General features: G+C 71.1%; 22 protein-coding genes. 13 read left to right on the top strand and 9 right to left on the bottom strand.

Features of this window, described 5'->3' with window-relative positions; translation table 11 throughout:
* Nucleotides 1–273 (bottom strand): helix-turn-helix domain-containing protein, encoded by a 273-nt coding sequence (locus tag BLT21_RS12670; protein ID WP_091502703.1) that lies wholly within the window; start codon nt 271–273, stop codon nt 1–3.
* 98 nt (nt 274–371) lie between these two features.
* Between BLT21_RS12670 and BLT21_RS12675 the strand changes: the two genes are divergently transcribed.
* Genes BLT21_RS12675 through BLT21_RS12685 form a run of 3 tightly spaced genes read left to right on the top strand, consistent with a single transcriptional unit; the run spans nt 372 to nt 3,718 of the window.
* Entirely contained in the window at nt 372–995 is a 624-nt protein-coding gene (locus tag BLT21_RS12675; RefSeq protein ID WP_091502706.1) for an SAF domain-containing protein, read from the top strand.
* Nucleotides 995–2,215 carry a CpaE/TadZ family protein gene (locus BLT21_RS12680; RefSeq protein ID WP_091502708.1) on the top strand — a complete coding sequence of 407 codons (1,221 nt, stop codon included), beginning with the start codon at nt 995–997 and terminating at the stop codon, nt 2,213–2,215. The genes BLT21_RS12675 and BLT21_RS12680 overlap by 1 nt, the downstream gene beginning before the upstream one ends.
* A 9-nt stretch (nt 2,216–2,224) precedes the next feature.
* Complete coding sequence (locus BLT21_RS12685) at nt 2,225–3,718, top strand: sensor histidine kinase (protein WP_091503442.1); 1,494 nt, start codon at nt 2,225–2,227, stop codon at nt 3,716–3,718.
* A gap of 73 nt (nt 3,719–3,791) precedes the next feature.
* Here the strand turns inward: BLT21_RS12685 and BLT21_RS12690 are convergent, their stop codons facing one another.
* Entirely contained in the window at nt 3,792–4,040 is a 249-nt protein-coding gene (locus tag BLT21_RS12690) for a WhiB family transcriptional regulator (RefSeq protein ID WP_047542656.1), read from the bottom strand.
* A gap of 221 nt (nt 4,041–4,261) precedes the next feature.
* Between BLT21_RS12690 and BLT21_RS12695 the strand changes: the two genes are divergently transcribed.
* The gene (locus BLT21_RS12695) at nt 4,262–4,648 is read left to right on the top strand and encodes a histidine kinase (protein WP_091502711.1); all 387 of its coding nucleotides are present in this window, start codon (nt 4,262–4,264) and stop codon (nt 4,646–4,648) included.
* A gap of 12 nt (nt 4,649–4,660) precedes the next feature.
* Here the strand turns inward: BLT21_RS12695 and bcp are convergent, their stop codons facing one another.
* The 3 genes from bcp to aroA are packed head-to-tail and all read right to left on the bottom strand — an operon-like array spanning nt 4,661 to nt 7,544.
* On the bottom strand, nt 4,661–5,128 hold the full coding sequence (gene bcp / locus BLT21_RS12700; protein WP_091502713.1) for a thioredoxin-dependent thiol peroxidase: 468 nt from the start codon (nt 5,126–5,128) through the stop codon (nt 4,661–4,663).
* Nucleotides 5,125–6,204 carry a ribosome small subunit-dependent GTPase A gene (gene rsgA / locus BLT21_RS12705; protein ID WP_091502715.1) on the bottom strand — a complete coding sequence of 360 codons (1,080 nt, stop codon included), beginning with the start codon at nt 6,202–6,204 and terminating at the stop codon, nt 5,125–5,127. The genes bcp and rsgA overlap by 4 nt, the downstream gene beginning before the upstream one ends.
* Nucleotides 6,201–7,544 carry a 3-phosphoshikimate 1-carboxyvinyltransferase gene (gene aroA, locus BLT21_RS12710; RefSeq protein ID WP_091502717.1) on the bottom strand — a complete coding sequence of 448 codons (1,344 nt, stop codon included), beginning with the start codon at nt 7,542–7,544 and terminating at the stop codon, nt 6,201–6,203. Before aroA ends, rsgA begins: the two co-directional genes overlap by 4 nt.
* 108 nt (nt 7,545–7,652) lie before the next feature.
* Between aroA and BLT21_RS12715 the strand changes: the two genes are divergently transcribed.
* Nucleotides 7,653–8,246: a sigma-70 family RNA polymerase sigma factor gene (locus BLT21_RS12715; RefSeq protein ID WP_091503445.1), complete on the top strand. Its 594-nt coding sequence runs from the start codon at nt 7,653–7,655 to the stop codon at nt 8,244–8,246.
* Nucleotides 8,243–8,491, top strand: a complete 249-nt coding sequence (locus BLT21_RS12720) for a zf-HC2 domain-containing protein (protein ID WP_091502719.1) — start codon at nt 8,243–8,245, stop codon at nt 8,489–8,491. The genes BLT21_RS12715 and BLT21_RS12720 overlap by 4 nt, the downstream gene beginning before the upstream one ends.
* 100 nt (nt 8,492–8,591) lie before the next feature.
* Here BLT21_RS12720 and BLT21_RS12725 read toward each other — a convergent pair whose 3' ends face one another.
* Nucleotides 8,592–12,287 carry a multifunctional oxoglutarate decarboxylase/oxoglutarate dehydrogenase thiamine pyrophosphate-binding subunit/dihydrolipoyllysine-residue succinyltransferase subunit gene (locus tag BLT21_RS12725; RefSeq protein ID WP_176786909.1) on the bottom strand — a complete coding sequence of 1,232 codons (3,696 nt, stop codon included), beginning with the start codon at nt 12,285–12,287 and terminating at the stop codon, nt 8,592–8,594.
* Between the two features lie 197 nt (nt 12,288–12,484).
* Here BLT21_RS12725 and BLT21_RS12730 point away from each other — a divergent pair, with 197 nt between their 5' ends.
* The 3 genes from BLT21_RS12730 (at nt 12,485) to BLT21_RS12745 (ending at nt 17,208) form a co-directional block, all read left to right on the top strand.
* Complete coding sequence (locus tag BLT21_RS12730; RefSeq protein ID WP_091502721.1) at nt 12,485–13,942, top strand: GMP reductase; 1,458 nt, start codon at nt 12,485–12,487, stop codon at nt 13,940–13,942.
* An 819-nt stretch (nt 13,943–14,761) separates the two neighbouring features.
* Nucleotides 14,762–16,129, top strand: a complete 1,368-nt coding sequence (locus tag BLT21_RS12740; protein WP_091502725.1) for a hemolysin family protein — start codon at nt 14,762–14,764, stop codon at nt 16,127–16,129.
* Nucleotides 16,126–17,208: a hemolysin family protein gene (locus tag BLT21_RS12745; RefSeq protein ID WP_091502727.1), complete on the top strand. Its 1,083-nt coding sequence runs from the start codon at nt 16,126–16,128 to the stop codon at nt 17,206–17,208. The genes BLT21_RS12740 and BLT21_RS12745 overlap by 4 nt, the downstream gene beginning before the upstream one ends.
* Before the next feature lie 98 nt (nt 17,209–17,306).
* On the opposite strand, the gene BLT21_RS12750 is transcribed toward BLT21_RS12745, so the two are convergent.
* On the bottom strand, nt 17,307–18,374 hold the full coding sequence (locus BLT21_RS12750) for an NADH:flavin oxidoreductase/NADH oxidase (RefSeq protein ID WP_091502729.1): 1,068 nt from the start codon (nt 18,372–18,374) through the stop codon (nt 17,307–17,309).
* Nucleotides 18,375–18,412: 38 nt separating this feature from the next.
* Here BLT21_RS12750 and BLT21_RS12755 point away from each other — a divergent pair, with 38 nt between their 5' ends.
* The 4 genes from BLT21_RS12755 to BLT21_RS12770 are packed head-to-tail and all read left to right on the top strand — an operon-like array spanning nt 18,413 to nt 22,078.
* Complete coding sequence (locus BLT21_RS12755; RefSeq protein ID WP_091502731.1) at nt 18,413–19,261, top strand: ADP-dependent NAD(P)H-hydrate dehydratase; 849 nt, start codon at nt 18,413–18,415, stop codon at nt 19,259–19,261.
* 24 nt (nt 19,262–19,285) lie between these two features.
* Nucleotides 19,286–20,491: a glycosyltransferase 87 family protein gene (locus BLT21_RS12760; protein ID WP_176786910.1), complete on the top strand. Its 1,206-nt coding sequence runs from the start codon at nt 19,286–19,288 to the stop codon at nt 20,489–20,491.
* Nucleotides 20,492–20,504: 13 nt separating this feature from the next.
* The gene (locus tag BLT21_RS12765; protein ID WP_091502733.1) at nt 20,505–20,846 is read left to right on the top strand and encodes a thiamine-binding protein; all 342 of its coding nucleotides are present in this window, start codon (nt 20,505–20,507) and stop codon (nt 20,844–20,846) included.
* A complete protein-coding gene (locus BLT21_RS12770; RefSeq protein WP_256336066.1) occupies nt 20,843–22,078 on the top strand; it encodes an MFS transporter in 1,236 nt (411 codons plus the stop codon). Before BLT21_RS12765 ends, BLT21_RS12770 begins: the two co-directional genes overlap by 4 nt.
* Nucleotides 22,079–22,085: 7 nt before the next feature.
* Here the strand turns inward: BLT21_RS12770 and BLT21_RS12775 are convergent, their stop codons facing one another.
* Both BLT21_RS12775 and BLT21_RS12780 read right to left on the bottom strand, forming a co-directional pair.
* A complete protein-coding gene (locus BLT21_RS12775; RefSeq protein ID WP_091502735.1) occupies nt 22,086–23,288 on the bottom strand; it encodes a homoserine O-acetyltransferase MetX in 1,203 nt (400 codons plus the stop codon).
* 60 nt (nt 23,289–23,348) lie between these two features.
* Complete coding sequence (locus tag BLT21_RS12780) at nt 23,349–23,768, bottom strand: hypothetical protein (RefSeq protein WP_091502759.1); 420 nt, start codon at nt 23,766–23,768, stop codon at nt 23,349–23,351.
* Between the last annotated feature and the right edge of the window lie 41 nt (nt 23,769–23,809).

Raw genomic sequence — 23,809 nt, forward strand, 5'->3', positions numbered from 1 at the left:
TCAGTCGCCGCGCTCGCGGCGGGACCACAGCTCGGGGAAGCTCGCGACCTGGGACTGCTGCCACAGGGCGGCCCGCCGGGCGTCCTCGACCTGCGCGTCGAGGTAGTCCTCCACGCTCGCGCCCTCGATACGCCAGCGGGCGGGAGTCCCGACTTTCGCTCCGACCAATCGTCCCTCGCCGACGAGGGCGATCACCTCGTCGACCTCGATCTGCAGCATCTCGGCGACCTGAGAGGGGAGGAGGAAGCACGCGCGGTCGGATGGGGCGGGCATGGGGACATTATGCGCTGGAGCGCCCTCATCCGATCGGGGCTTGACACCCCTGTGGACAACGACGGACGTGCCCCGATCGGTTCGACCAGCATGAGGTCATGTTCGCTCGTTCCGCCTTCCGTCGTCGATTCGCCCGGGCCGATCTCCGGGTCGCCATCGGGGCGGTGCTCGTCCTGGTCTCCGTCGCCGGGGTCTGGCTGGTCGTCGCCGAGGCTCGGCAGACCTCACCCGTCTTGAGCGCGGCCCGGACCATCATCGTCGGCGAGCCGATCGATGCGGCCGATCTGCGGGTCGTCGACGTCGTGCTGGGACCCGCCGACGAGGTCTACGCGGCTCCGGGGAGCCTCGCAGTGGGCGCCGTGGCGACGCGGACGGTCCCCACCGGCGAGCTTCTGCCGCTCAGTGCAGTCGCTGAACCGGGCGATATCGACGTCACGACCGTCGTGGTCCAGACGGCCGGCGCGGTGCCGGGCTCGGTCTCGGCGGGTACCCGCGTCGAGGTGTGGAGCGCCCCGCAGACCGATCGCGGGGTCTTCGGCGATCCCCGCGTCCTCGTCCGGGATGCAACCGTCCGCGCGATCCAGAGCGGCGAGGGACTCATGGCACAGCGGGCGGCAGCCGTCGAGCTCGCGGTATCGCGCGCAGACGTCGCGGCGGTCCTCGCAGCCGTCAGCGCGGGCGACGCGGTCTCCGTGGTCGCGACCGGCCCGGGGCCGCGCTGATGCGGGTCGTCGTCGCGCTGCCCGACGCGGTCCGCGTCGTCGACCGACTCCGCGCGGGCGGGCACGGCGGGGTTCGGGGCCTCACGCGCGACGAGCTCGAGGCCGCCGCCGGCGCGGCGGAGTCCGACGCGCCTTTCGCCGCAGCGGATGTCCTCATCGTGGCGGCCTCGCGGGCGTGGCTCACCGGTTCGGTCGTCGCGCTCTGCGACAGGACCGGCACGCGGATCGTCGCCTGGAGCGCGAGCGCAGACGAGCGGCGCGCGGCCGAGAGGCTCGGCGTCGCCGTCGTCGACGCCGGCACCGATCCGCTGGAGGCCGTCCACGCACTGCCCTCGTCCGCGCCGATCGAGGTCACGCGGGGCCGCGTCATCGTCGTCTGGGGTGCGGCGGGTGCGCCGGGGCGCACGACCCTCGCGATCGAGCTCGCGCGCGAGCTGGGCCGGGGTGACCGGGGCGTGGCTCTCGCCGACGCCGACACCCACGCCCCGGCTGTGGCGGTCGCGCTCGGCATCCCCGACGAGGGCCCCGGCCTCGCCGGCGCCTGCCGTCGGGCCGCGAGGGACGAGCTCACCGCCGCGGAGCTCGCGCGGATCGCCGAGCCGGCAGGCGGTTTCGACGTGCTCGCGGGCATCAACCGTGTCGCCCGCTGGCCGGAGGTGGCAGCACCGCGGCTGCAGCGCGTGCTCGAGATCGGCCGGCTCTGGGTCGATGATCTGGTGGTCGATGTGGCGGCATCCCTGGAGCGGGACGAGGAGATCGTCAGCGATCTGGACGGACCGCGTCGGAACGCCGCGACGATCGCCGCACTCGAGGCCGCCGACATGGTCGTCGCCGTCACCGCCGCCGATCCCGTCGCCCTCGCGAGGTTCCTCAAGACATACCCCGATCTGCGTGCCGTCGTCGGCTCGACCCCGGTGCACGTCGTCGTCAACAAGCTGCGGGCCGGCGCCCTCGGCATCGACGCTCGGGGGCAGATCCGGCGGAGCCTCGAGCGCTACGCGGGTGTCGAGCGGTGCTGGTTCGTCCCCTGCGACCCGCGCGCGACGGATGCGGCACTCCTCGCTGCGCGGCCCGTGGGCGAGGGCAACGGCCGCGGCGCGATCCCCGCGGCCGTCCGGCGGCTGGTCGGCGAGGCGGTGTCGCCGCCGGAGCCGCGGGCGCGCGGACGACGGCGCGATCGCGATGTCGTGGGAGCCGCGGGCGTCCGATCGGCCCCCTAGTCTGGGATGGTGTCGACCCTCAGCGATCTCGTCCATGCCCAGGGACTCTCCACCGACGCCGACGTCGAGTGGCTCCATCGCCTCGCGGGCGACGGGCAGCTGCTGGCCGACCTCGCTTTCGCCGACATCGTCATCTGGGTGCCCACGGCCGACGACTCGTTCATCGCTGTCGCCCACACTCGACCCGGGGGAGCGGCGACCCTCTTCTACCGAGACATCGTGGGCGATCGGGTGCGACCGCAGTGGCGCACGCAGGTCACTGACGCCTTCACGCAGGCGCGCATCGTCGACTCGGCCTCACCCGACTGGTTCGAGGAGACCCCGACGCGGGTGCGCGCCGTGCCGATCGTTCGCGAGCGCGCCGCCGAGGGACGCGCGGCCCACGTCGTGGGTGTGCTGACCCGGCACACGAACCTGGGCGAGGCGCGGACGCCGTCGCGCCAGCAGATCACCTTCAACGACTGCGCCGACGACCTCTTCGGCATGGTCGCATCCTCGGACTTCCCCGACCTCAACGCGCCCACGGCGCCCCGACGCGGTGCGCCCCGCGCGTCCGACGGGCTGATCCGCCTCGACGTCGACGGGATGACGACGTTCGCCAGTCCCAACGCGCTGTCGGCCTTCAACCGCCTGGGGTTCGAGGACGAGCTCGAGGGCGAGCCCCTCATCGAGGTGGCGACGGCGATCCTGCCCAGCAAGCGCGAATTCGACGAGTCGCTGCCCATCGTCATGGCCGGCCGCGCCCCCTGGCGAGCCGACATCGAGGCCCGCGGGGTGACGGTGTCCCTGCGCACGATCCCGTTGCGCGACCACGGGAACCGCATCGGCGCGATCGTGCTGTGCCGCGACGTGAGCGAGATCCGCCACCAGGAGCAGGAGCTCATCACGAAGGATGCGACGATCCGCGAGATCCACCACCGCGTGAAGAACAATCTGCAGACCGTCGCCTCGCTGCTGCGCATCCAGGCCCGCCGGACCCATTCCGAAGAGGCACGCGACGCGCTCACGCAGGCGATGCGTCGGGTCTCGGCCATCGCCGTCGTGCATGACACGCTCTCGGAGGGCCTCGCGCAGAACGTCGACTTCGACGAGGTCTTCGCCCGCGTGCTCAAGCTCGTCGCCGAGGTCGCCGCGGCACCGAACACGCGGGCACGCACCCGCTCGTCGGGAGAGTTCGGCACCCTTCCGAGCGAGTACGCGACTCCGCTCGCGCTCGCGCTGACCGAGCTCGTGACGAACGCGGTGGAGCACGGGCTGGCCGGCACGGAGGGCGACGTCGAGATCGTCGCGGAGCGCTCGGCCGAGCACCTCGAGGTCAAGGTCCGGGACTCGGGCATCGGACTGCCCGAGGGGCAGGTGGGACGCGGTCTCGGGACGCAGATCGTACGCACGCTCATCCAGGGCGAGCTCAGTGGGACGATCGACTGGCACACGCTCGTCGGCAGCGGCACCGAGGTGACGATCGAGATCCCGCTGCGCTACATCGAGCGCGACGCGGGCTGAGGGCCGCCGCTCCGCTCCCTCCGACAAGCAAAACCGGCGTCGTGCGAGGCGCGACACCGGTTCGTGGCGGAGGTCAGGACGCGCGACGCGCGCGTGCGGCGCGGCGCTTCAGCGCGCGACGCTCGTCCTCGGAGAGGCCGCCCCAGACGCCCGAGTCCTGTCCGGTCTCGAGGGCGTACTGCAGGCAGACCTCGGTCACGGTGCAGCGTGCACAGACGGCCTTGGCCTTCTCGATCTGATCGACGGCCGGGCCGGTGTTCCCCACGGGGAAGAAGAGTTCGGGGTCGACGGTCAGGCAGGCAGACTTGTCGCGCCAATCCATGTGGTGCTCCTTGGGGTGGTGGTTCTGTCGGGCCGGACTCGGGTAGTCCGGTACCCTGGTTAAGTGTGCGAGCGGATGCTCGCCCCACTTCGCTGTGGGAGCACACGGCTTGATCTATCGTCCCATAGCCCGGACAGGTGAATCAAGGGTGAACTGCGGATTTGCTCGCCGTCGCGCCGTGAATACCGGCGCCGGGCGGCCCGGATCGAAGGTCGGATGCCATGGCGCCCTCTGCTGTCGAACGCATCGCGGGAGCGGTGCTGGCCGCCGAATCCGTCGCGCTCCTCGCGGTCGTCGGGTGGGAGATCGTCGCTCTCCTCGGGGGCGACACGATCGACGTGCCCAGCTCGGTCGCGCTCATCGTGCTGACCGCGGTCGCTGCCGCGGCGCTCGCCGCCTTCGCGGTGTCGGTCTGGCGCCGGGTGTCGTGGGGCCGGTCGGGCGGCATCGTCGCCCAACTGCTCATCCTCGCCGTCGCCCTGGGCGCGGCCACCGGTCAGTACGCCGATGCCGGCACAGCCGTGCTCATCGCTGTGCCGGGCGCCATCGGCTTCGTGCTGCTGATCGCAGCCTCGCGCCGTGCCGCGCGGGAGCGCGACACGCGCTGAGCCGCGGCGGGGTCAGCCGAGGCCGAGCAGGGTGCGGACGCGGGCGACGTGCCCGGTTGCCTTCACGTTGTATAGCGCGTGCTCGATGCGGCCCTCGGGGTCGATGACGAAGGTGGAGCGGATGACTCCCTCGACGGTCTTGCCGTAGTTCTTCTTCTCGCCCCAGGCGCCGTACGCCTCGTGGACGGCGCGGTCGGGGTCGCTGAGCAGCGGGTAGGTGAGCTGCTCCTGCTCGCGGAACCGCCGCAGCTTGGCCTCGTCGTCGCGCGAGACGCCGAGGACTTCGACACCCGCACCGCGCAGCGCGTCCACGCTGTCGCGGAAGTCGCAGGCCTCGCGCGTGCAGCCGGGCGTCATCGCCGCGGGGTAGAAGAAGACGACGGTGCGACGCCCGCGCAGGTCCGACAGCGAGACGGTCGCCCCGTCCTGGTCGTCGAGGGTGAATTCGGGGGCGGGGTCGCCGGGTTCCAGACGCGTCATGTCTCCAGCCTAGGACGGCGGGTCGCGGCATCCGCGCCCGCGGAGAACGTGCCGAGCAGTCGCTGCAGCGAGTCGAGCCGTGCCGGTCCGCGTTCGCCGAGACCTCCGGCGGCGACGGCCTCGACGATCGCGCAGTCGGGTGCGTCGGGGAGGTGGGTGCAGCCGCGAGGGCATTCCTCGGCGACGGCGGCGAGGTCGGTGAAGGCGGCGAGGATGTTGGCCGGATCGACGTGGCCGAGGCCGAAAGAGCGGACGCCCGGGGTGTCGATGACCCAGCCGCGGCCCTCGGGACCGCGGTAGCGCAGCGAGACCGTCGAGCTGGAGGTGTGCCGCCCCCGGCCGGTGACCTCGTTCACGTGGCCCGTCGCGCGTGCCGCGGACGGGACGAGAGCGTTCACGAGCGTCGACTTGCCGACGCCGGAGTGCCCGACGAACACCGTCGCGTGACCGACGAGTCGTGCGCCCAGGTCGTCGACGGGCATACTGTCGCGTCCACTGGTCAGTACCTCCAGGTCGTCGACGCCCTCGAAGTGCGCGAGGAAGGCCGTCGGGTCGGCGAGGTCGGTCTTGGTCACCACGAGCATCGGATGCATGCCCGCGTCGAGCGCCGCGATGAGGTACCGGTCGACGAGGCGCGGGCGCGGCTCCGGATCTGCAGCGGCGACGACGATGACCATCTGATCGGCATTCGCCACGACGATGCGCTCGACCTGGTCGGTGTCGTCGGCGCTGCGGCGCAGCAGCGTCGTGCGCGGTTCGATCCCCACGATGCGGCCGAGCGTCCCCTCGTCGCCGGACACGTCGCCGACCACGCGCGCGCGGTCACCGCTGACGATCGGCTGCCTCCGCAGTTCGCGGGCGCGCACCGCCAGGGTCGTGTGCTCGTCGTCGCCGTCCTCGTCGATCAGCACCGTGTACCGGCCGCGGTCGACGCCCACCACGCGTGCGATGTGCGCATCGCTGTGCGCCGGTCGCCGTTTGGTGCGCGGGCGATTGGCCTTGGGATTCGGACGTGTGCGGAACCCCGAGTCGTCGTACTCGTCGAGCTCGTCGTCGTCGTCGCCGAGCCAGCTCACCCGTCGGTCCGTACGTCGTCGCCGAGCATCTCTGCCCACAGCTCGGGGAACTCCGGCAGCGTCTTGGCGGTCGTCCCGATGTCGTCCACCTCGACCCCGGCGACGCGCAGGCCGATGATCGCCCCGGCGGTGGCCATGCGGTGGTCGTGATGAGCGCGCCACAGTCCGCCTCGCAGCGGTGCGGGGACGATCCTGATGCCGTCCTCCAGCTCTTCGGCGCGGCCGCCGAGGGCGCGCAGGTTTCCCACGAGTGCCGCGATGCGATCGGTCTCGTGGCCGCGGATGTGACCGATGCCGTGGAGGGTGCTGGGAGAGTCGGCGAACGCGGCCAGCGCGAACAGCGAGGGCGTCAGCTCGCTCGCCGCCGAGAGATCGAGGTCGACGCCGCGGATCTCACCCGTTCCGGTGACCGACAGGACGCCGCTGCGGCGGGTGACGCGCGCGCCCATCTCGGTGAGGATGTCGGCGAGCAGCGCCCCCGGCTGTGTGGAGTGCACCGGCCAGTGCGGGATCGTCACCCGGCCGCCGGTCAGCGCGGCGGCGGCGAGGAAGGGAGCGGCGTTCGACAGGTCGGGCTCGATCGTGAGCTCCTTGCCGCGCAGCGGACCGGCGGGCACGAGCCACTCGCGCTCGCTGGGCCGCTCGACGTGGACACCGCGATGGGCGAGAGCCTCGACCGTCATGTCGATGTGCGGCATGCTCGGCAGCCGGTGCCCCTCATGGACGAGGCGGAGCCCGACGTCGAAGCGCGGGGCGGCCAGGAGCAGGCCCGAGACGAACTGGCTCGAAGCGCTCGCGTCGATCGTGACTTCGCCGCCGCGAACGTGACCGTGTCCGTGGACGAGGAAGGGGAGCGTCCAGCGGCCGCCGTCGTCGATGTCGACCCCGAGCTCGCGGAGGCTGCGGATCATCTCGGCCATCGGGCGGTGGAGGGCGCTCTCGTGCGCCGTGACGGTCACCTCGCCCCGTGCCAGGCCCGCGAGGGGTGTGACGAAGCGCATCACGGTGCCGGCCTGTCCGCAGTCGACGACGGCGTCGGCCGACTCCGTCCCCAGCGGTGTCACGACGAGGTCGGGGCCGAAACGTCCCTCGCCGGGCACGGCTTCGATCCCCGCGCCGAGCGCACGCAGGGCGTCGATCATCCGCGCCGAATCGTCGGAATGGAGCGGCGCGATGAGTCGGGACGGGGTCTCGGCGATCGCGGAGAGCACGAGCTCGCGATTCGTGAGCGACTTCGATCCGGGGACCGCCACCTCGGCGCGGACGGGGCCGTCGGCGACCGGTGCGCGCCACGGCGCGCCGTCGTCGGCGGGACGGGGGGAATAGGCGGCGTGAGTCATGGGTTTCCACAGTATCGAACGCGTTCATCCTCTGGAGGAAGGGAGTCCATGATCGCACTCGCCGATCCCACGGTGTCCTCGTGGGACGCCCACGTAGACTGGCCGCTGATGGAAGAGCAAGCGGTCACCGATCCGAGCGCCCAGTTCGAGGAGCAGGCGCTCCCGTTCATGGACCAGCTGTACGCCGCGGCCATGCGGATGACGCGCAATCCCGCCGACGCCGCCGACCTCGTGCAAGAGACGTTCGTCAAGGCGTTCGCGTCGTGGTCGTCGTTCACGCAGGGCACGAACCTCAAGGCGTGGCTGTACCGCATCCTGACCAACACCTACATCAACACGTACCGCAAGAAGCAGCGGGAGCCCTACCAGGGCACCATCGACGACCTCGAGGACTGGCAGCTGGGCGGGGCGGAATCCACCACCGCCTCGAGCAGCAGGTCCGCCGAGGCCGAGGCGATCGACCACATGCCGGCATCCGCTGTGAAGGATGCCCTCCAGTCGATCCCCGAGGATTTCCGACTGGCGGTGTACCTCGCAGACGTCGAGGGCTTCGCCTACCAGGAGATCGCCGACATCATGAAAACCCCGATCGGCACGGTCATGAGCCGTCTGCACCGTGGCAGACGACTCCTGCGTGACCTGCTGGCCGACTATGCGAAGGAGCGGGGCATCGCGATGCCCCCCACGAGGAGCAAGAAATGAGCGACTGCGGCTGCGACAAGGCCCGACGTGACCTGGAAGAGTACCTGCGCGACGAGGTGTGCAAGACCGAGCACGCCGACATCCGTGCCCACCTCGAATCGTGCCCGGCGTGCCGCGACGAGGCGCTGGTCTCGCGCACGTTGACCGAGGTCGTGGCGCGCGCATGCCGAGAGACCGCGCCCGAGGAATTGCGCGATCAGGTGCTCCTGCGCCTGCGGCAGGCCCAAGAAGCCGCCCACGCCTGACCCTCCGTCGGTCCGCGACGTCGACTCGATCGGCGCCCGGACAGCGGGGATGAGAAGAGGGTCGGACGTCGAAACGTCCGACCCTCTTCTCGCGCCGTCGTCAGAGCGTGAGCGCCTGTTCGATCAGCTTCGCCTGCTCGACCGCGTGGACCTTCGGGGAGCCGGTCGCGGTGGACGCCGCAGCCGGCCGCGTGATGCCTCGGACGGGGCGGCCGCCGAGCTTCGCCGATGCCTCCAGAGCGATGAACGGCCAGGCGCCCTGGTTCTCGGGCTCGTCCTGGACCCAGACGATCTCGGCGTTCGGGTATTCGGCGAGGACCGCGTTCAGCTCGTCGACCGGAGCGGGGTAGTACTGCTCGAGGCTGACCAGGGCGATCGCCGGGTTCGGCTTCTTGTCGAGCTCGGCCTTGAGGTCCCAGTGGATCTTGCCCGCGTGCAGCAGCACGCGCTTGACGGCAGCCTTGTCGGTGATCGTCGCGTCGTCGAGGACGGGCTCGAACTTGCCGTTCTGGAAGTCCTCGACAGGGCTGGTGGCGCCGCGCAGGCGGAGCATCGCCTTGGGAGTGAAGACCACGAGGGGCCGACGCGGACGCGCGTACGCCTGCCGACGGAGGAGATGGAAGTACGATGCCGGCGTCGACGGGCGCGCCACCGTCATGTTGTCCTGCGCGCACATCTGCAGGTAGCGCTCGATGCGGGCCGACGAGTGGTCCGGTCCCTGGCCCTCGTATCCGTGGGGGAGGAGCAGGACGACGCCCGACTGCTGCGCCCACTTCTGCTCGGCCGACGAGATGAACTCGTCGATGACCGACTGTGCGCCGTTGGCGAAGTCGCCGAACTGGGCCTCCCACAGCACGAGCGAGTCGGCGCGCTCGACGGAGTAGCCGTACTCGAACGCCATCGCCGCGTACTCGCTCAGCAGCGAGTCGTAGACGTAGAAGCGTCCCTGGTTCTCGGACAGATTGGCGAGCGGCAGCCACTCCTGACCGTTCGATCGGTCGTGGAGCACCGCGTGCCGCTGCACGAACGTGCCGCGACGGGCATCCTGACCGGCGAGGCGGACGTTCGTGCCCTCCATGAGCAGCGAGCCGAAGGCGAACAGCTCGCCCATCGCCCAGTCGATGTTGCCGTTACGGCTCATGTCGTGGCGCTTCTCGAGCAGCTGCTTGAGCTTGCCGTGCACCGTGAAGTTCTCGGGTGCGTTGATGAAGGCGTCGCCGATCTGGCGGATGACGTCCTGGCCGACACCCGTCGTCTCGGGTGCGCCGACCGCCTGATCGACGGGACCCGACAGCCCGACCGGGCCGGAGGCTCCGGTCTCGGCGGCGTGCGTCTCGGCGAACGCGACCTCGAGGCGGTCCTGGAAGTCGCGCTTGGCCTGCTCGTACTCCTCCTCGGTGATGTCGCCGCGACCGACGAGCGACTCGGTGTACAGGCGGCGCACCGAGCGCTTGGCCTCGATGAGGTTCGTCATGAGGGGCTGGGTCATCGAGGGGTCGTCACCCTCGTTGTGGCCGCGGCGGCGGTAGCAGACGAGGTCGATGACGACGTCGCGCTTGAACTCCTGGCGGTAGCGGAACGCGAGCTGGGCGACGTGGACGACGGCTTCGGGGTCGTCGCCGTTGACGTGGAAGATCGGCGCCTGGATCGTCTTGGCGACGTCCGTGGCGTACACCGAGCTGCGCGCATCGAGCGGCAGCGTGGTGAAGCCGACCTGGTTGTTCACCACGACGTGCACGGTGCCGCCGGTGCGGTATCCGCGCAGCTGCGACATCTGCAGGGTCTCGACGACCACGCCCTGGCCGGCGAAGGCCGCGTCGCCGTGCACGAGCACCGGCAGCCACGAGAAGGAGGCGATGGGGCCACGGTCCTGCTTCGCGCGGACGATGCCCTCGAGCACGCCGTCGACGGTCTCGAGGTGCGACGGGTTCGCCGCGAGGTAGACGGGGAGCTCGTGGCCCTCGTCGCCGACGAAGGTCCCCTCCGTGCCGAGGTGGTACTTGACGTCGCCGGAGCCGCTCTTCGACCCGATCGCGACGGAGCCCTCGAACTCGCGGAAGACCTGTCCGTAGGTCTTGCCCGCGATGTTGGTCAGGACGTTCAGGCGGCCGCGGTGGGCCATGCCGATCGCGGCGCCCTCGAGCCCGGTGCGCGCGGCACCCTGCAGGATCTCGTCGAGCAGCGGGATGAGCGACTCGCCGCCCTCCAGGCTGAAGCGCTTCTGACCGACGTACTTCGTCTGCAGGAAGGTCTCGAACGCCTCGGCCTGGTTCAGCTTGCCGAGCACGCGGAGCTGCTCGTCGTGGCCCGGCTTCTGATACTTGACCTCGACGTTGTCCTGGAACCACTTGCGCTGCTCGGGGTCCTGGATGTGCATGTACTCGATGCCGATCGTGCGGCAGTACGAGTCGCGGAGCACACCGAGGATCTCGCGCAGCTTCATGACGCGCTTGCTGCCGAAGCCGCCGGTGACGAACTCGCGGTCGAGGTCCCAGAACGTGAGTCCGTGCTGCTCGATCTCGAGGTCGGGGTGCGTGCGCTGGCGGTACTCGAGGGGGTCGATGTCGGCCATGAGGTGGCCGCGCACGCGGTAGGAGTTGATGAGCTCCTGCACGCGTGCCGTCTTGTCGACGCGCTCCGCGAGGTCGACGTTGATGTCGGTCGACCACTGGATGGGCGCGTACGGGATGCGCAGCGCCGCGAAGATGTCGTCGTAGAAGCCGTTCTTGCCGATGAGCAGCTCGTGGACGGTCTTGAGGAACTCTCCGGAGCCGGCGCCCTGGATGACGCGGTGGTCGTAGGTGCTGGTGAGCGTGATGGTCTTGCCGACGCCGAGGTTGACGAGCGTCTTCTCGCTCGAGCCCTGGAACTCGGCCGGGTAGTCGAGTGCGCCCGCGCCGATGATGCTGCCCTGCCCGCGCATGAGACGCGGCACCGAGTGGACGGTGCCGATGCCGCCGGGATTGGTCAGCGAGATCGTGGTGCCCTGGAAGTCGGCGGCCGTGAGCTTGTTCTTGCGGGCGCGGCTGACCAGGTCTTCGTAGGCCGAGAGGTACTCGTCGAACGTGAGCGACTCGGCGCGCTTGATGCTCGGCACCATGAGCGCACGCGTGCCGTCGGGCTTGGGCAGGTCGATGGCGATGCCGAGGCCGACGTGCGCGTGCGCGATGACCGACGGCTTGCCGTCGACCTCGGCGTACGACACGTTCTGGCTCGGGAAGGCCTTGAGCGCCTGGATGAGCGCCCAGCCGATGAGGTGGGTGAAGCTGATCTTGCCGCCACGGGTTCGCGACATGTGGTTGTTGATGACGATGCGGTTGTCGATCATCAGCTTCGCGGGGATGGTGCGAACGCTCGTTGCGGTCGGCATCGTGAGCGAGTCGTCCATGTTGGCCGCGAGGGTCTTCGGCATGCCGCGGAGCGGGGTGACGACGTCTTCGCGCTGCTCGACCTCGGCGGCCGGCGCCGTCGGGGCCTGAGCGGGCACCGGCTGCGCAGAGGCGGGCCGGGCGGTGGTGCGGGCGACGGGCTGGGATCCAACGGTGGGGACCGGGGCGGTCACGGGATGCGCCGACGCGGCCGGCTGAGCGGCCGCGGGCTGGGCCGCGGCCGCCGGAGCGGCAGTGGCGTCGGCCGCGTTCAGGTGGTTCGCGTACGCCTCGAGCGTCGGCCACCACTCCTTGTCCACCGAGTTCTTGTCATCTCGGAACTGTTCGTACAGCTCGGCGACGAGCCATTCGTTCGCTCCGAACTCTCCGTCGTTCGAGGTTCCGATTCCGGTCGCCTGGCTGGACACGGCAGATCGCCTGCTTTCATCGGTGAAGATCAGTTCTCACGGCGGTCGTCCGCCGCCGCGCACAGTGTCCTAGGGTAGCCCAGATCATGAGGCCGGATGCCGCGACGACGAGCGTGGTATCGCATCGTGACCGAGCTTCCGCCCTGTCCGGCCGCCGCCCCGTCACCCCCGTAGGCGCGCGGCGTAGCGTAGGGGACATGCGATTCTCCGGAGCTGAGCCCACGGTCGACCTGACGTATTCCGACGTCTTCCTCGTGCCCCGTCGATCCGCCGTGACCAGTCGGCTCGACGTCGACCTCGCTCCTGGCGACGGTACGGCGGCGACCCTCCCGATCGTGTCGGCCAACATGAACTCGGTCACCGGCCCGCGTCTCGCTGCGACCCTGGCGCGTCGCGGCGGCCTGGCCGTCCTCCCGCAGGACATGCCGCTGCAGGACCTCGACGAGGCGATCCGATGGGTGAAGGATCAGCCCGTCGCATGGGACACGCCGATCGTGTTGTCGCCCGATGCGACGGTCGCCGAGGCGTCCCGCATCCTGCCCGCCCTCGACGGTCACGGCATCGTGGTCGCCGACCCCCGGGTCCCGGCGCTGCGCATAGAGGACATCACCGGGATCGTGCCGGCCGGTCGGCTGGCCACCGCGCTGCCGGACGCGCGGCTGGGCGACCTCGTCCGCGATCGCCCGACCGCGATCGACGCGGACGATGTGCCGGACGCCCGCGCCGCTTTCGACCTCATCGAGGCCGCGGACGTTCCCGTCGTGGCGGTGCTGCACCAGGGCGGACTCGTCGGCACCCTCTCGCGGCGCAGCGCCCTGCGCTCGGCCATCTACCGGCCCGCCGTCGACGGCGACGGCCGGCTCATCGTCGCGGCCGCCATCGGCATCAACGGGGATGCGGAGGCGAAGGCGCGAGCCCTCGCCGCCGCGGGTGTCGACGTGCTCGTGGTCGACACCGCGCACGGACACCAGGAGGGCATGCTCCGCGCGCTGCGCGAGGTCGCCGCCCTCGACCTCGGCCTGCCGATCGTCGCGGGCAACATCGTCACGGCCGACGGTGTTGCCGACCTCGTCGAGGCGGGCGCCACGATCCTGAAGGTCGGCGTGGGCCCCGGGGCGATGTGCACGACCCGCATGATGACCGCCGTCGGACGCCCCCAGTTCTCCGCGGTGCTCGAGACGGCCCAGGCCGCTGCCGAGCGCGGGGCGCACGTGTGGGCCGACGGCGGCGTGCGCTACCCGCGCGACGTCGCGCTCGCGCTCGCCGCCGGTGCGGCATCCGTCATGATCGGCTCGTGGTTCGCCGGCACGATCGAGTCGCCCGGCGAGGTGCAGGTCGACGACGAGGGCCGGGTCTTCAAGGAATCGTGGGGCATGGCGTCGACCAAAGCGGTCGTCGGCCGCTTCGGACGCCTCGACGCCTACGAGCGCGCCCGGAAGGAGCTCTTCGCCGAAGGCATCTCCTCGTCTCGCATCTACCTCGATCCGCTCCGGCCCGGCATCGAGGATCTGCTCGACATGATCACCTCCGGCGTTCGCTCGTCGTTCACGTACGCGGGAGCCGCCTCGGTCGCCGAGTTCCACGACCGTGCGACCGTGGGCCTGCAGTCGGCTGCCGGCTACGAAGAGGGCAAGGCCCTGCCCGTCAGCTGGTAGAGCTCGCCGCGGGCCCGACCGCTGTACTCGAGGCGCAGTTCGCTGGATGCCACGCCGTTCCTCCTGCGGGCGAAGACAGGAAGTGCGCCCGATGGCTGGCGCGGGTCGGCGCGGGGTGTGGTTCACCGGCCGGGGCGAGGACGGGCCGAAGGGAGGCCGTCGTCCCGCAGGATGTCGTACAGCAGGCGTGGGCTCCGGAGATGGGGCGTGCGCCAGCGCGAGAGCGCCCGAACCTGACGTCGTAGCGCGTCGCCGCGGTCCTTCTCGGCGATGAGTGCCTGCTCCGGCGTGCGGCCGCGCCGCATCACCGGGTCGAAGTACTTTCCGGTGCCGTCGAATTCGCCGATGTGGTCGTAGTCGGGCCACCAGAAGTCGGCGAAGGCGTCGCGTCCGTCCGGCTCCGGCTCTGCGGGCCCGATCCAGGAGCCGCATGGCGGCCTCGTCGGCCTCGCGCCGCCGTACGACGGTCTCCAGCGGTGGTCGCGTCATCCAGGCCATGCGGGAAGCCTGTCCGACCGCGAGGGCGCCCGGCGCGCAGCATCCGACACCGTGCGCTCCGACATCCCGAGACGGCCCGGGGAGGAACGGGCGCCTGTTCGCGCAATCCGCAGCCGGCGACGGGGAGCGCACTTCGCGCGATCAACCGCGGCTCGAACCGCGCCCGACACCCCGAAGTGCGACCCACGCGAGGAAAGGAAGCGAAGCGGATGCCGCCCGCCGCGACGCCCCCGACAGGCGTAAGATCGGGCGCACGATGGACGACCCTCCCAGTTGCCGACCCTCGCCCCGCCGACCCCGACCGATCGGGGGTGACGCCTGATGGATTTCGTCATGCTGGGCGTGGGGCTCCTGCTGACCGTCGGCACCGGTCTGTTCGTCGCGAGTGAGTTCGCGCTCGTCAATCTCGATCGGGCCGACCTCGAAGCGCGTCAGGCGGCGGGAGAGTCGCGGCTGGCGATGACGATCGCCGCGCTGCGCATCACGTCGACGCACCTGTCGAGCGCGCAGCTCGGCATCACCCTCACCACGCTGCTCACCGGTTACACGATGGAGCCGGCGATCTCGAACCTGCTGTCACCCGTCTTCGAGGCGTGGGGCTGGCCCGAGACGGTATCGCGTCCCGTCGCCGCGATCGTCGGCGTGTCGATCGCGACGGTCTTCTCGATGATCCTCGGCGAGCTCGTCCCGAAGAACTTCGCACTGGCGATCCCGCGGCAGACGGCGAAGCTCGTCATCCCGTTCCAGACCCTCTTCACGACGGTGTTCCGCCCCGCGGTCACGGTGCTCAACGGCAGCGCGAACGGGGTGCTCCGCTCGATCGGCGTCGAGCCGAAGGAGGAGCTGTCGGGAGCGCGCTCGGCCGAGGAGCTGTCGAGCCTCGTGCGCCGGTCAGCGAGCGCGGGCGTGCTCGAGAAGGACACCGCGTCGCTGCTCGACCGGTCGCTCACGTTCGCCCGCCTCACGACGGCCGACGTCATGACGCCGCGTCCGAGCCTGCATGCGGTCGCCGCCGGCGACAGCGTCGAGGACGTCATCCAGCTCGCGCGACGCACCGGGCACAGCCGGTTCCCGGTGTTCGGCGACTCGATGGACGACATCACCGGCATCGCGCACGTCAAGCAGGCCGTGAGCGTGCCGCGCGAGCGCCGCGCCGATGTGCCCGCCGCGGCGATCGCCGAGGAGCCGCTGCGGGTTCCCGAGGCCGTGCACCTCGACGCCGTGCTCGCCGAGCTGCGCGCCAAGGGGTATCAGATGGCCATCGTCGTCGACGAGTACGGCGGGACGGCGGGGGTCGTGACCCTCGAGGACCTCGTCGAGGAGATCGTCGGTGAAGTGCTCGACGAGCACGACCGCAATCGCGCCGGCGTGCTCCGCGTCACGGGCGGCATCGTCTTCCCCGCCGAGCTGCGTCCCGACGAGGTGCTCGACCGGACCGGCATCCGTGTTCCCGAGGGCGACGTCTACGACACCGTCGGTGGTTTCGTCATGAGTGTGCTCGAGCGCATCCCCGTCGTCGGCGACACCGTCGAGATCGAGGACGGCACCCTGACGGTGCAGCGCATGGACGGCAGGCGGGTCGACCGCGTGCGGTTCGAGCCGACCTCGCCACCCGACGCGACCTCGACCGACGACGCGGTCGAGCCCCTCCGCACGGCGCCGCGGACCCACGAGGGGGGAGTGCGATGAACGACTGGGCCGGACTGGCGTGGCTCGTCGTGCTGCTGGCGTTCAACGCGTTCTTCGTGGCAAGCGAATTCGCCGTCATCTCGGCGCGCCGGTCGCAGATCGAGCCGCTGGCCGATCGGGGATCCCGCTCGGCGAAGACCGCCCTGTGGGCGATGGAGCACGCGACGCTCATGCTCGCGACGTGTCAGCTCGGCATCACCATCTGCTCGCTCGTCATCCTGAACGTCTCGGAGCCGGCGATCCATCACCTGCTCGCCGTGCCGCTCGGGCTCACGGGCTGGGGTGAGGCCGTCGTCGACGTCGTCGCCTTCGCGGTGGCGCTCGTGGTCGTGTCGTACCTGCATGTGGTGTTCGGCGAGATGGTGCCCAAGAACCTGGCCTTCTCGCTTCCCGACCGGGCCGTGCTGCTGCTCGCGACGCCGCTGCGGTGGGTTTCGCGTCTGTTCTACCCGATCATCGTGACGCTCAACTGGATCGCCAATCACGCCGTCCGGCTCTTCCGCGTCGAGCCCAAGGACGAGGCGACCTCGACCTACACGCTCGACGAGGTGGCGACGATCGTGGCGACCTCGCGCATCGAGGGTGTTCTCGACGACGCGTCGGGCACGGTCGCGGCCGTCATGGAGTTCACCGACAAGAAGGCGGCGGATGTCGCCGTGCCGCTGACCGAACTGGTCACCCTGCCCGAGTCGGCGACTCCCGAGGACGTCGAGCGGGCGGTCTCGCGCCACGGCTTCTCGCGATACGTCATCGTCGACGACGCCGGGCAGCCGGTCGGTTACGTGCACCTGAAGGATGTCCTGCGCGAGGCGGAGGATGCCGACGAGGCGGCGTCACGGCCCATCAAGGCCAAGCGCATACACCTCATGGTGCCGGTGTCGGAGACGACCGACCTCGAGGATGCGCTCGCGCTCATGCGCCGTTCGAGCCGCCACCTCGCGCAGGTGCGCGACGCGGAGGGGCGGACGACGGCCGTGCTCTTCCTCGAGGACATCATCGAGGAGCTGATCGGCGAGGTGCACGACGCGACGCGTCGCGCGCCGCGCTGGGCCGCAGCCGACGGCCCAGCGCAGCGGTGATGCGCATCGCGGGGCGCACCGGGAACGCGTGACGGCCGCGGCGCGGGTGTTCCGCGGCCGCGGCCGTGCGACGGTGCCGAGTCTCGTCGAGCAGACGCTCAGCGCCGGCGAGCGCGGACGTACTGCGGCGGCCAGATCGTGGCGTCCTCGCCGAGCTCGTCGGCGGCTCGGAGACCGAAGTGGGGATCGCGCAGCCACTCGCGTCCGGCCATGATCGCGTCGGCGTCGCCGGCGGCGAGGATGTCCTCGGCCTGCGTCCCGCTGGTGATCTCGCCGACCGCGCTGGTGGGTAGCCCGGTCGCGCGGCGGATCTCGCGGGCGAAGGGCACCTGGTAGCCCGGGCCCGTGGTGATGCTCTGGTGGGCGACGAGGCCGCCGCTCGACACGTCGACCAGGTCGGCGCCGCGCTCGCGCGCCCACGTCGACACCGTCGCGGTGTCCGCGACATCCCAGCCGCCGTCGGCCCAGTCGGTCGCCGAGAAGCGGACGAACAGCGGCGCATCCGGCGCGGCGGCCCGCACGGACTCGACGATGCGGAGCAGCAGCCGCGCCCGGTTCTCGAGCGAGCCGCCGTACGCGTCGGTGCGCTGGTTCGACAGCGGCGACAGGAACTCATGCAGCAGGTAACCGTGCGCGGCGTGGATCTCGAGCACGTCGAACCCGGCCTCGACGGATCGGCGCGCGCCATCGGCGAACGCGTCGACGAGCGCGTCGATCTGCGCCGCGTCGAGCTCGTCGGGGCGGGTGTAGCCGTCGAAGGCGACGGCGGAGGGTGCGAGGGGTCGCCACCCTCCCTCCTCGGCGGGGACGGTTCCGCGGGACGGTGCGAACGGGGGGTACGTCGAGGCCTTGCGCCCAGCGTGCGCGAGCTGGATCGCGGCGACCGCGCCGCGGTCGTGGATGGCCGTCACGATGGGTCGCCAGGCGTCGCGCTGCTCGTCGTTCCAGATGCCGGTGTCGTCCGGGGTGATCCGCCCCTCCGGCACGACGGCCGTGGCCTCGGCCATGACCAGGCCGGCCCCACCCGACGCGAACTGGGCGAGGTGCACGAGGTGCCAGTCGTTCGGCACGCCCTCCCGTGCGGAGTACTGGCACATGGGGGCGACCCACAGGCGGTTGCGCACCTCGACGGCGCGGACGGTCAGGGGACTGAACAGCTGGCTCACGCCGGGCTCCTTCGGGGCGCCGCCGGTAGGGTGGCGCCATGGTCGAGATCCACGAATGGGACGCGGTCGACACGGCCGCGCTCCTGCGCAAGCCAACTGCCGACGACCACAAGTATTCCCGGGGAGTCCTCGGTGTGCGCACCGGCTCGCAGGAGTATCCGGGAGCAGCCGTCCTGGGGGTCGAGGCGGCGTGGCGCACCGGCATCGGCATGGTGCGCTATCTCGGACCCGATCGCCCCGCCGACCTCGTCCTCCAGCGCCGCCCCGAGACCGTGACGGCTCCGGGCCGCGTGCAGGCGTGGCTGATCGGGTCGGGCACGGACGCCACGACGCGGCCGCCCGCCGAGACGGCGCGGCTCGAGGAGCTGCTGCAAGGCGATGTCCCGGTCGTCGTGGACGCAGGGGCGCTCGACCTCGTGCCGGGTGCTCGGGCCCCGCTCGTGGTCACGCCGCATCGATCCGAGCACGCCCGGCTGCGTGGCCTGCTGGGACTCGACGACACCGACGCCACGACCCTCGCCGACCGCGTGTCCGCCGCGCGCGAGACGGCCGCGGCGGCGGGCATCGCGGTGTTGCTGAAGGGCGCCGAGACGGTCGTCGCCGCTCCCGACGGCTGGAGCACCGTGGTCCGCGCCGGCACCGGCTGGCTCGCCACGGCGGGCACCGGTGACGTCCTCGGCGGCGTGCTCGGGAGCATCGTCGCGGCGCGCGCCGCCGACCGCGAGCTGGAGGCCGCGCAGCTCGCGCGCCTCGCCGCCGCGGCCGCGTACATCCACGGTCACGCCGCCCGCGCAGCCGCAGCCGGACCCATCACGGCGCTCGACGTCGCCGAGGCGGTTCCTGCGGTGATCGGCACGCTGCTCTCCGGGGGAGACCCCGCTCGCTGAGCGCGCCCGCCGTAGGATGTGACCGTGTCGAGACGGGGAACGCTCTGGGTCGCGTTCGTGCTCGTGCACCTCGTCGTCTCGGTGCTCGGCTTCGTCATGCCGAACCAGCCGATGGGTGACGTCTACCTCGTCTACGAACCCTGGTCGCAGCGCGCGCTCGCCGGTGCCGGCATCGTGGGGATCGACGATGACTGGGTCTATCCGCAGCTGGCCCTCGTGCCGCTTGTCCTGGCTCACGCGTTCGCATGGATCGCGGGCTACACGGTGGGTTGGGCGATCCTGGTGGCCGTCATCGACGCCGTCGCCCTCGGCGTGCTCATCGGTCGGGCACGATCGCGGGGACGCGTCGCCGCCGCCTGGTTCTGGCTCGCGGCGATCCTGCTGCTCGGTCCGGTCGGTCTCTACCGGCTGGATGCCGTCACGGTCGCACTGGCCGTGATGGGGTGCGTCTGGCTGCGCGGTCGGCCGTGGCTGGCCGGCATCCTGCTCGCCGTCGCCACCTGGATCAAGGTGTGGCCCGCCGCGATGATCGCGGCTGCGGTCATCGCGCTGCGCCGCCGCGCTGCGTTGGCGGCCGCCGCGCTCGTGGTGTCGGCACTCACCCTGGCGGCGGCCGTGGCTGCGGGTGGCGCGGGCCACGTGTTCGGTTTCGTGGGCGATCAGACCGGGCGAGGGCTCCAGGTCGAGGCCCCCGTCAGCATGTTCTACCTGTGGGGCACGATGGTGGGCGTTCCGGGGTTCTCCGTCTACTACTCCACGGAGATCCTCACCTTCCAGGTCACCGGCGACGGCATCGATGCGGTCATCGCGGCCATGACGCCGGTGCTCGCGCTCGCCGTCGGTGCGGTCGCGGTCGTCGCCGCGCTCAAAGCTCGGCGGGGCGCTGCCGTGAGGGATCTGCTGCCCGTCGCGGCACTCGCCATCGTCGTGGTGTTCATCGCCCTCAACAAGGTCGGCTCGCCGCAGTACCTGTGCTGGCTGGTGCCGCCGGTCGTACTCGGGCTCGTCTTCGACCGGCGCGCCTGGCTGCGTCCTGCGGCCTTCGTGCTGGTCCTGAGCGCACTTACGCAGCTCGTGTACCCGCTCCTGTACGGCGATGTGCTGGCGGCCCTCCCCACCGGCGTGGTCGTGCTGACCGTCCGCAACGTCCTGCTCGTCGCCCTCGGGGTGTGGATGGTCGTGCGGCTCGTCCGCGTGCCCGTCCGGACTCCCGCATCCGTCACCACCTGATCCGGAGGTCACCATGCTCATCGCCTTCTCCGTCGCTCCGAGCGGCACCGGCCGCGCCGACGGCTCGGTCCACGATGCCGTCGCCGCGGCGGTCGCGGTCGTCCGGGCATCCGGTCTGCCCCACCGCACGACGTCGATGTTCACCGAGATCGAGGGGGAGTGGGACGAGGTCATGGATGTCGTCAAGCGAGCCACGGACGCGGTGATGCCGTATGGATCGCGCGTCTCGCTCGTGCTCAAGGCCGACATCCGCCCGGGGTACAGCGGCGAGCTCGACGGCAAGATCGCTCGGCTCGAGGGCGCGCTCGAATCGATTCGACACACGGGTGAAGGCGGCGCTACGCTCCCGGAGTGACGACCCCCGCCCCCTCCCGCACCGCTGCCCGCCGGGCTCTGCTCTCGCTCGCGATCGGCAGCTTCGGAATCGGGATGACCGAGTTCGTCGTCATGGGTCTGCTGCCCGACATCGCCGGTGAGCTCCTGCCCGCCGTCTCGGCGGCCGACCCCGAGGCGGCGATCGCGCAGACGGGGTGGCTCATCACGCTGTACGCCGCCGGAGTGGTCGTCGGGGCTCCGACGATCGCGGGAGTCGTGGCCAAGTATCCGCGGCACCGCGTCATGCTCTTCCTAGCTCTCGCGCTGACGGTGTTCAACGGGCTGACGCTCGTGCTGCCCTCGTTCGAACTCGTCGCGGCGTCGCGCTTCCTGGCCGGGCTGCCCCACGGCGCCTACTTCGGTATCGGCGCGCTCGTCGCCGCGGATGCCCTCGGCCCGGGCAAGCGCGCGCAGGGCGTCGCCTTCGTGCTCACCGGGCTCACGATCGCCAACGTCGTCGGCGTCCCGCTCGGGACGTTCCTCGGCCAGCAGTTCGGGTGGCGGGCCGCCTTCCTCGTCGTGACGGTGATCTTCGCGATCGCGACCGTGGCGATCGGTCTGACGGTGCCGCACCACGCCGGCGAGCCCGCGCGCACGCTGCGCGCGGAGCTGCGGGTGTTCCGCGTCGGGCAGGTCTGGTTCGCGCTCGGCATCGGCGCGATCGGGTTCGGCGGCTTCTTCGCCGTGTACAGCTACATCGCGACGCTCGTCACCGAGGCGGCGGGCTCGCCGCAGTGGGTGGTCCCGATCGTCCTCGTCGTCGCTGGCCTCGGGATGACGACCGGGAACCTCGTCGGCGGCCGGCTCGCCGACCTCGACCTGCGCCGGAGTCTGCTCGGAGGTCTCGTCGCCCTCGCGCTGGTGCAGGCACTGCTCGCGCTGACCGCCGGCTGGATCGTGACGGTCGGTCTCTTCGTCTTCCTCGTGGGGTTCTTCTCCGCCGCGCTGAGCCCCACCATCCAGACCCGGCTGATGGACGTCGCGGGCGAGAACCAGTCGATCGCCGCCGCGCTGAACCATTCGGCGCTCAACATGGGCAATGCGCTCGGTGCAGCGCTCGGCGGTGCCGTCATCGGTGCCGGTCTCGGGTTCGTCGCCCCCGTCTGGGTGGGCGTGGCGCTGGCGCTCGGCGGGCTCGCGGTGGCCGCGGTGAGCTTCTCGGTGGAGTCCCGCGCCCGGGCCGGCGTCGCACCCGCGGCGGGCACCCGCTGAGGCGCCGCTACGCCTCGAGCAGTCGGCGCAGGTGGGCGCCGACGACCGGGGTCTCGATGAGGAAGGCGTCGTGGCCGAAGTCGCTCGAGATGACCACGGCCTCGTCGTCGATGGTCGAGCGGATACCTCGCGCGATGCGGTGCTGGCCCTCGACCGGGAACAGGCGATCCGAGTCGATCCCGAGGACCAGCGTGCGAGCGGTCACCCGTGCCAGTGCGTCGTCGACGCCGCCCCGATCGCGTCCGACGTCGTGCGAGTTCATCGCCTCGACGAGCGTGATGTAACTGTTCGCGTCGAAGCGGCGGGTGAACTTGTTGCCGTGGAAGTCGAGGTAGCTCTCGACCGCGAAGCGTCCGCCGTGACCGAGCGGGCTCTTGCCCGACTGCCAGGTGCGCTGGAAGCGCACGTTCAGTTCGGTGGGGCTGCGGTAGTTCAGCAGTGCCATCCGGCGCGCGAGTGCGAGACCCCGATGCGGGCCGTCGCCGTCGCCGGAGTCGTAGTACTCGCCCTCCTGGAAGCGCGGATCGATGCGGATGGCCTCGAGCTGCACCGAGTTCAGCGCGATCTGGTCGGCGGTGTTCACCGGAGGAGCGGCAAGCACGGCCAGGCGTTCGAGGCGCTCGGGGTGGCCGACGCCCCACTCGAGGGCATGCATGCCACCCATGGACCCCCCGACGACGGCGGCCCAGACGTCGATCCCGAGCGCATCGGCGAGGCGGGTCTGGGCGGCGACCTGGTCGCGGACGGTCAGATGGGGGAAGCGGGCGGCCCACTCGTAACCGTCGGCGGCGATCGAGGAGGGGCCCGTCGATCCTTGGCAGCCGCCGAGCATGTTCGGGGCGACGACGAACCACCGATCGGTGTCGATCGCGAGCCCGGGGCCGACGATGTCCTCCCACCACCCGGCGGTCGGATGCCCCGGACCTGCCGCGCCGCGCAGGTGGCTGTCGCCGGTCAGGGCGTGCAGCACGAGGATCGCGTTGTCGCGGGTCGGAGCGAGCTCGCCCCACGTCTCATAGGCGAGGCGGAAGCTCGACAGGTGCTCTCCGCTCTCCGTGGTGAGCGGGCCGAACGCCGCGAAACGCCGCTCGCCGACGGGGTCTCCGTCCCGCCAGGCACCGCTCGCCGGGGGCCGGCCCCGCAGCAGGCGCGCGTCGGCCTCCGTGATCGGCGCGCTCGGCACCGTGTCTTCGGAGGTCTGCCAGTCCATGGATGCCGTTCCTTTCGCGAGACTCCAGGCTAGGTTGTCGTGAGCCGTCGGCCGCGAGTGTTACGACTTGTCGGCCGCCTCGGGTCCGCACCCGGTCGGCGGAGCGAGACGGCTCAGAGCCCGGGATGACTGTGGGCCCGGGATCGCCCAGAGGAGCCGCGCGGACGGCGTTGCGATCGAGTAGATGATCGAGTCGGTGTGGACGCGAACCCGCTCCCTGGCCGTGGGTTCTCGAGGGGCTTCGTACACGCGCAGGACGCGGATCTCGTTACCGCGGAACTCCAGCAGCCCGGGGCGGACATGGATGTTGCCGCGTCGCCATGTCTCGGTCACACCCTCCTGCGATCCCGATTCGAGACGCAAGGCTGCTTGCATCTTCCCCCGACCCGGCTTGGCGCGGATGAACGGCGCTTTGATGGCGCGGCCGATGAAATAGCCGATTTCTCCTCCGACGAGGCTTCCGAAGAAGTCGTCAAGCAATGTGTCCTCCCGTCCATGAAGAATCGATCGATCCTACGAGC

This window comes from Microbacterium sp. cf332 (assembly GCF_900102175.1).
Lineage (GTDB): Bacteria > Actinomycetota > Actinomycetes > Actinomycetales > Microbacteriaceae > Microbacterium.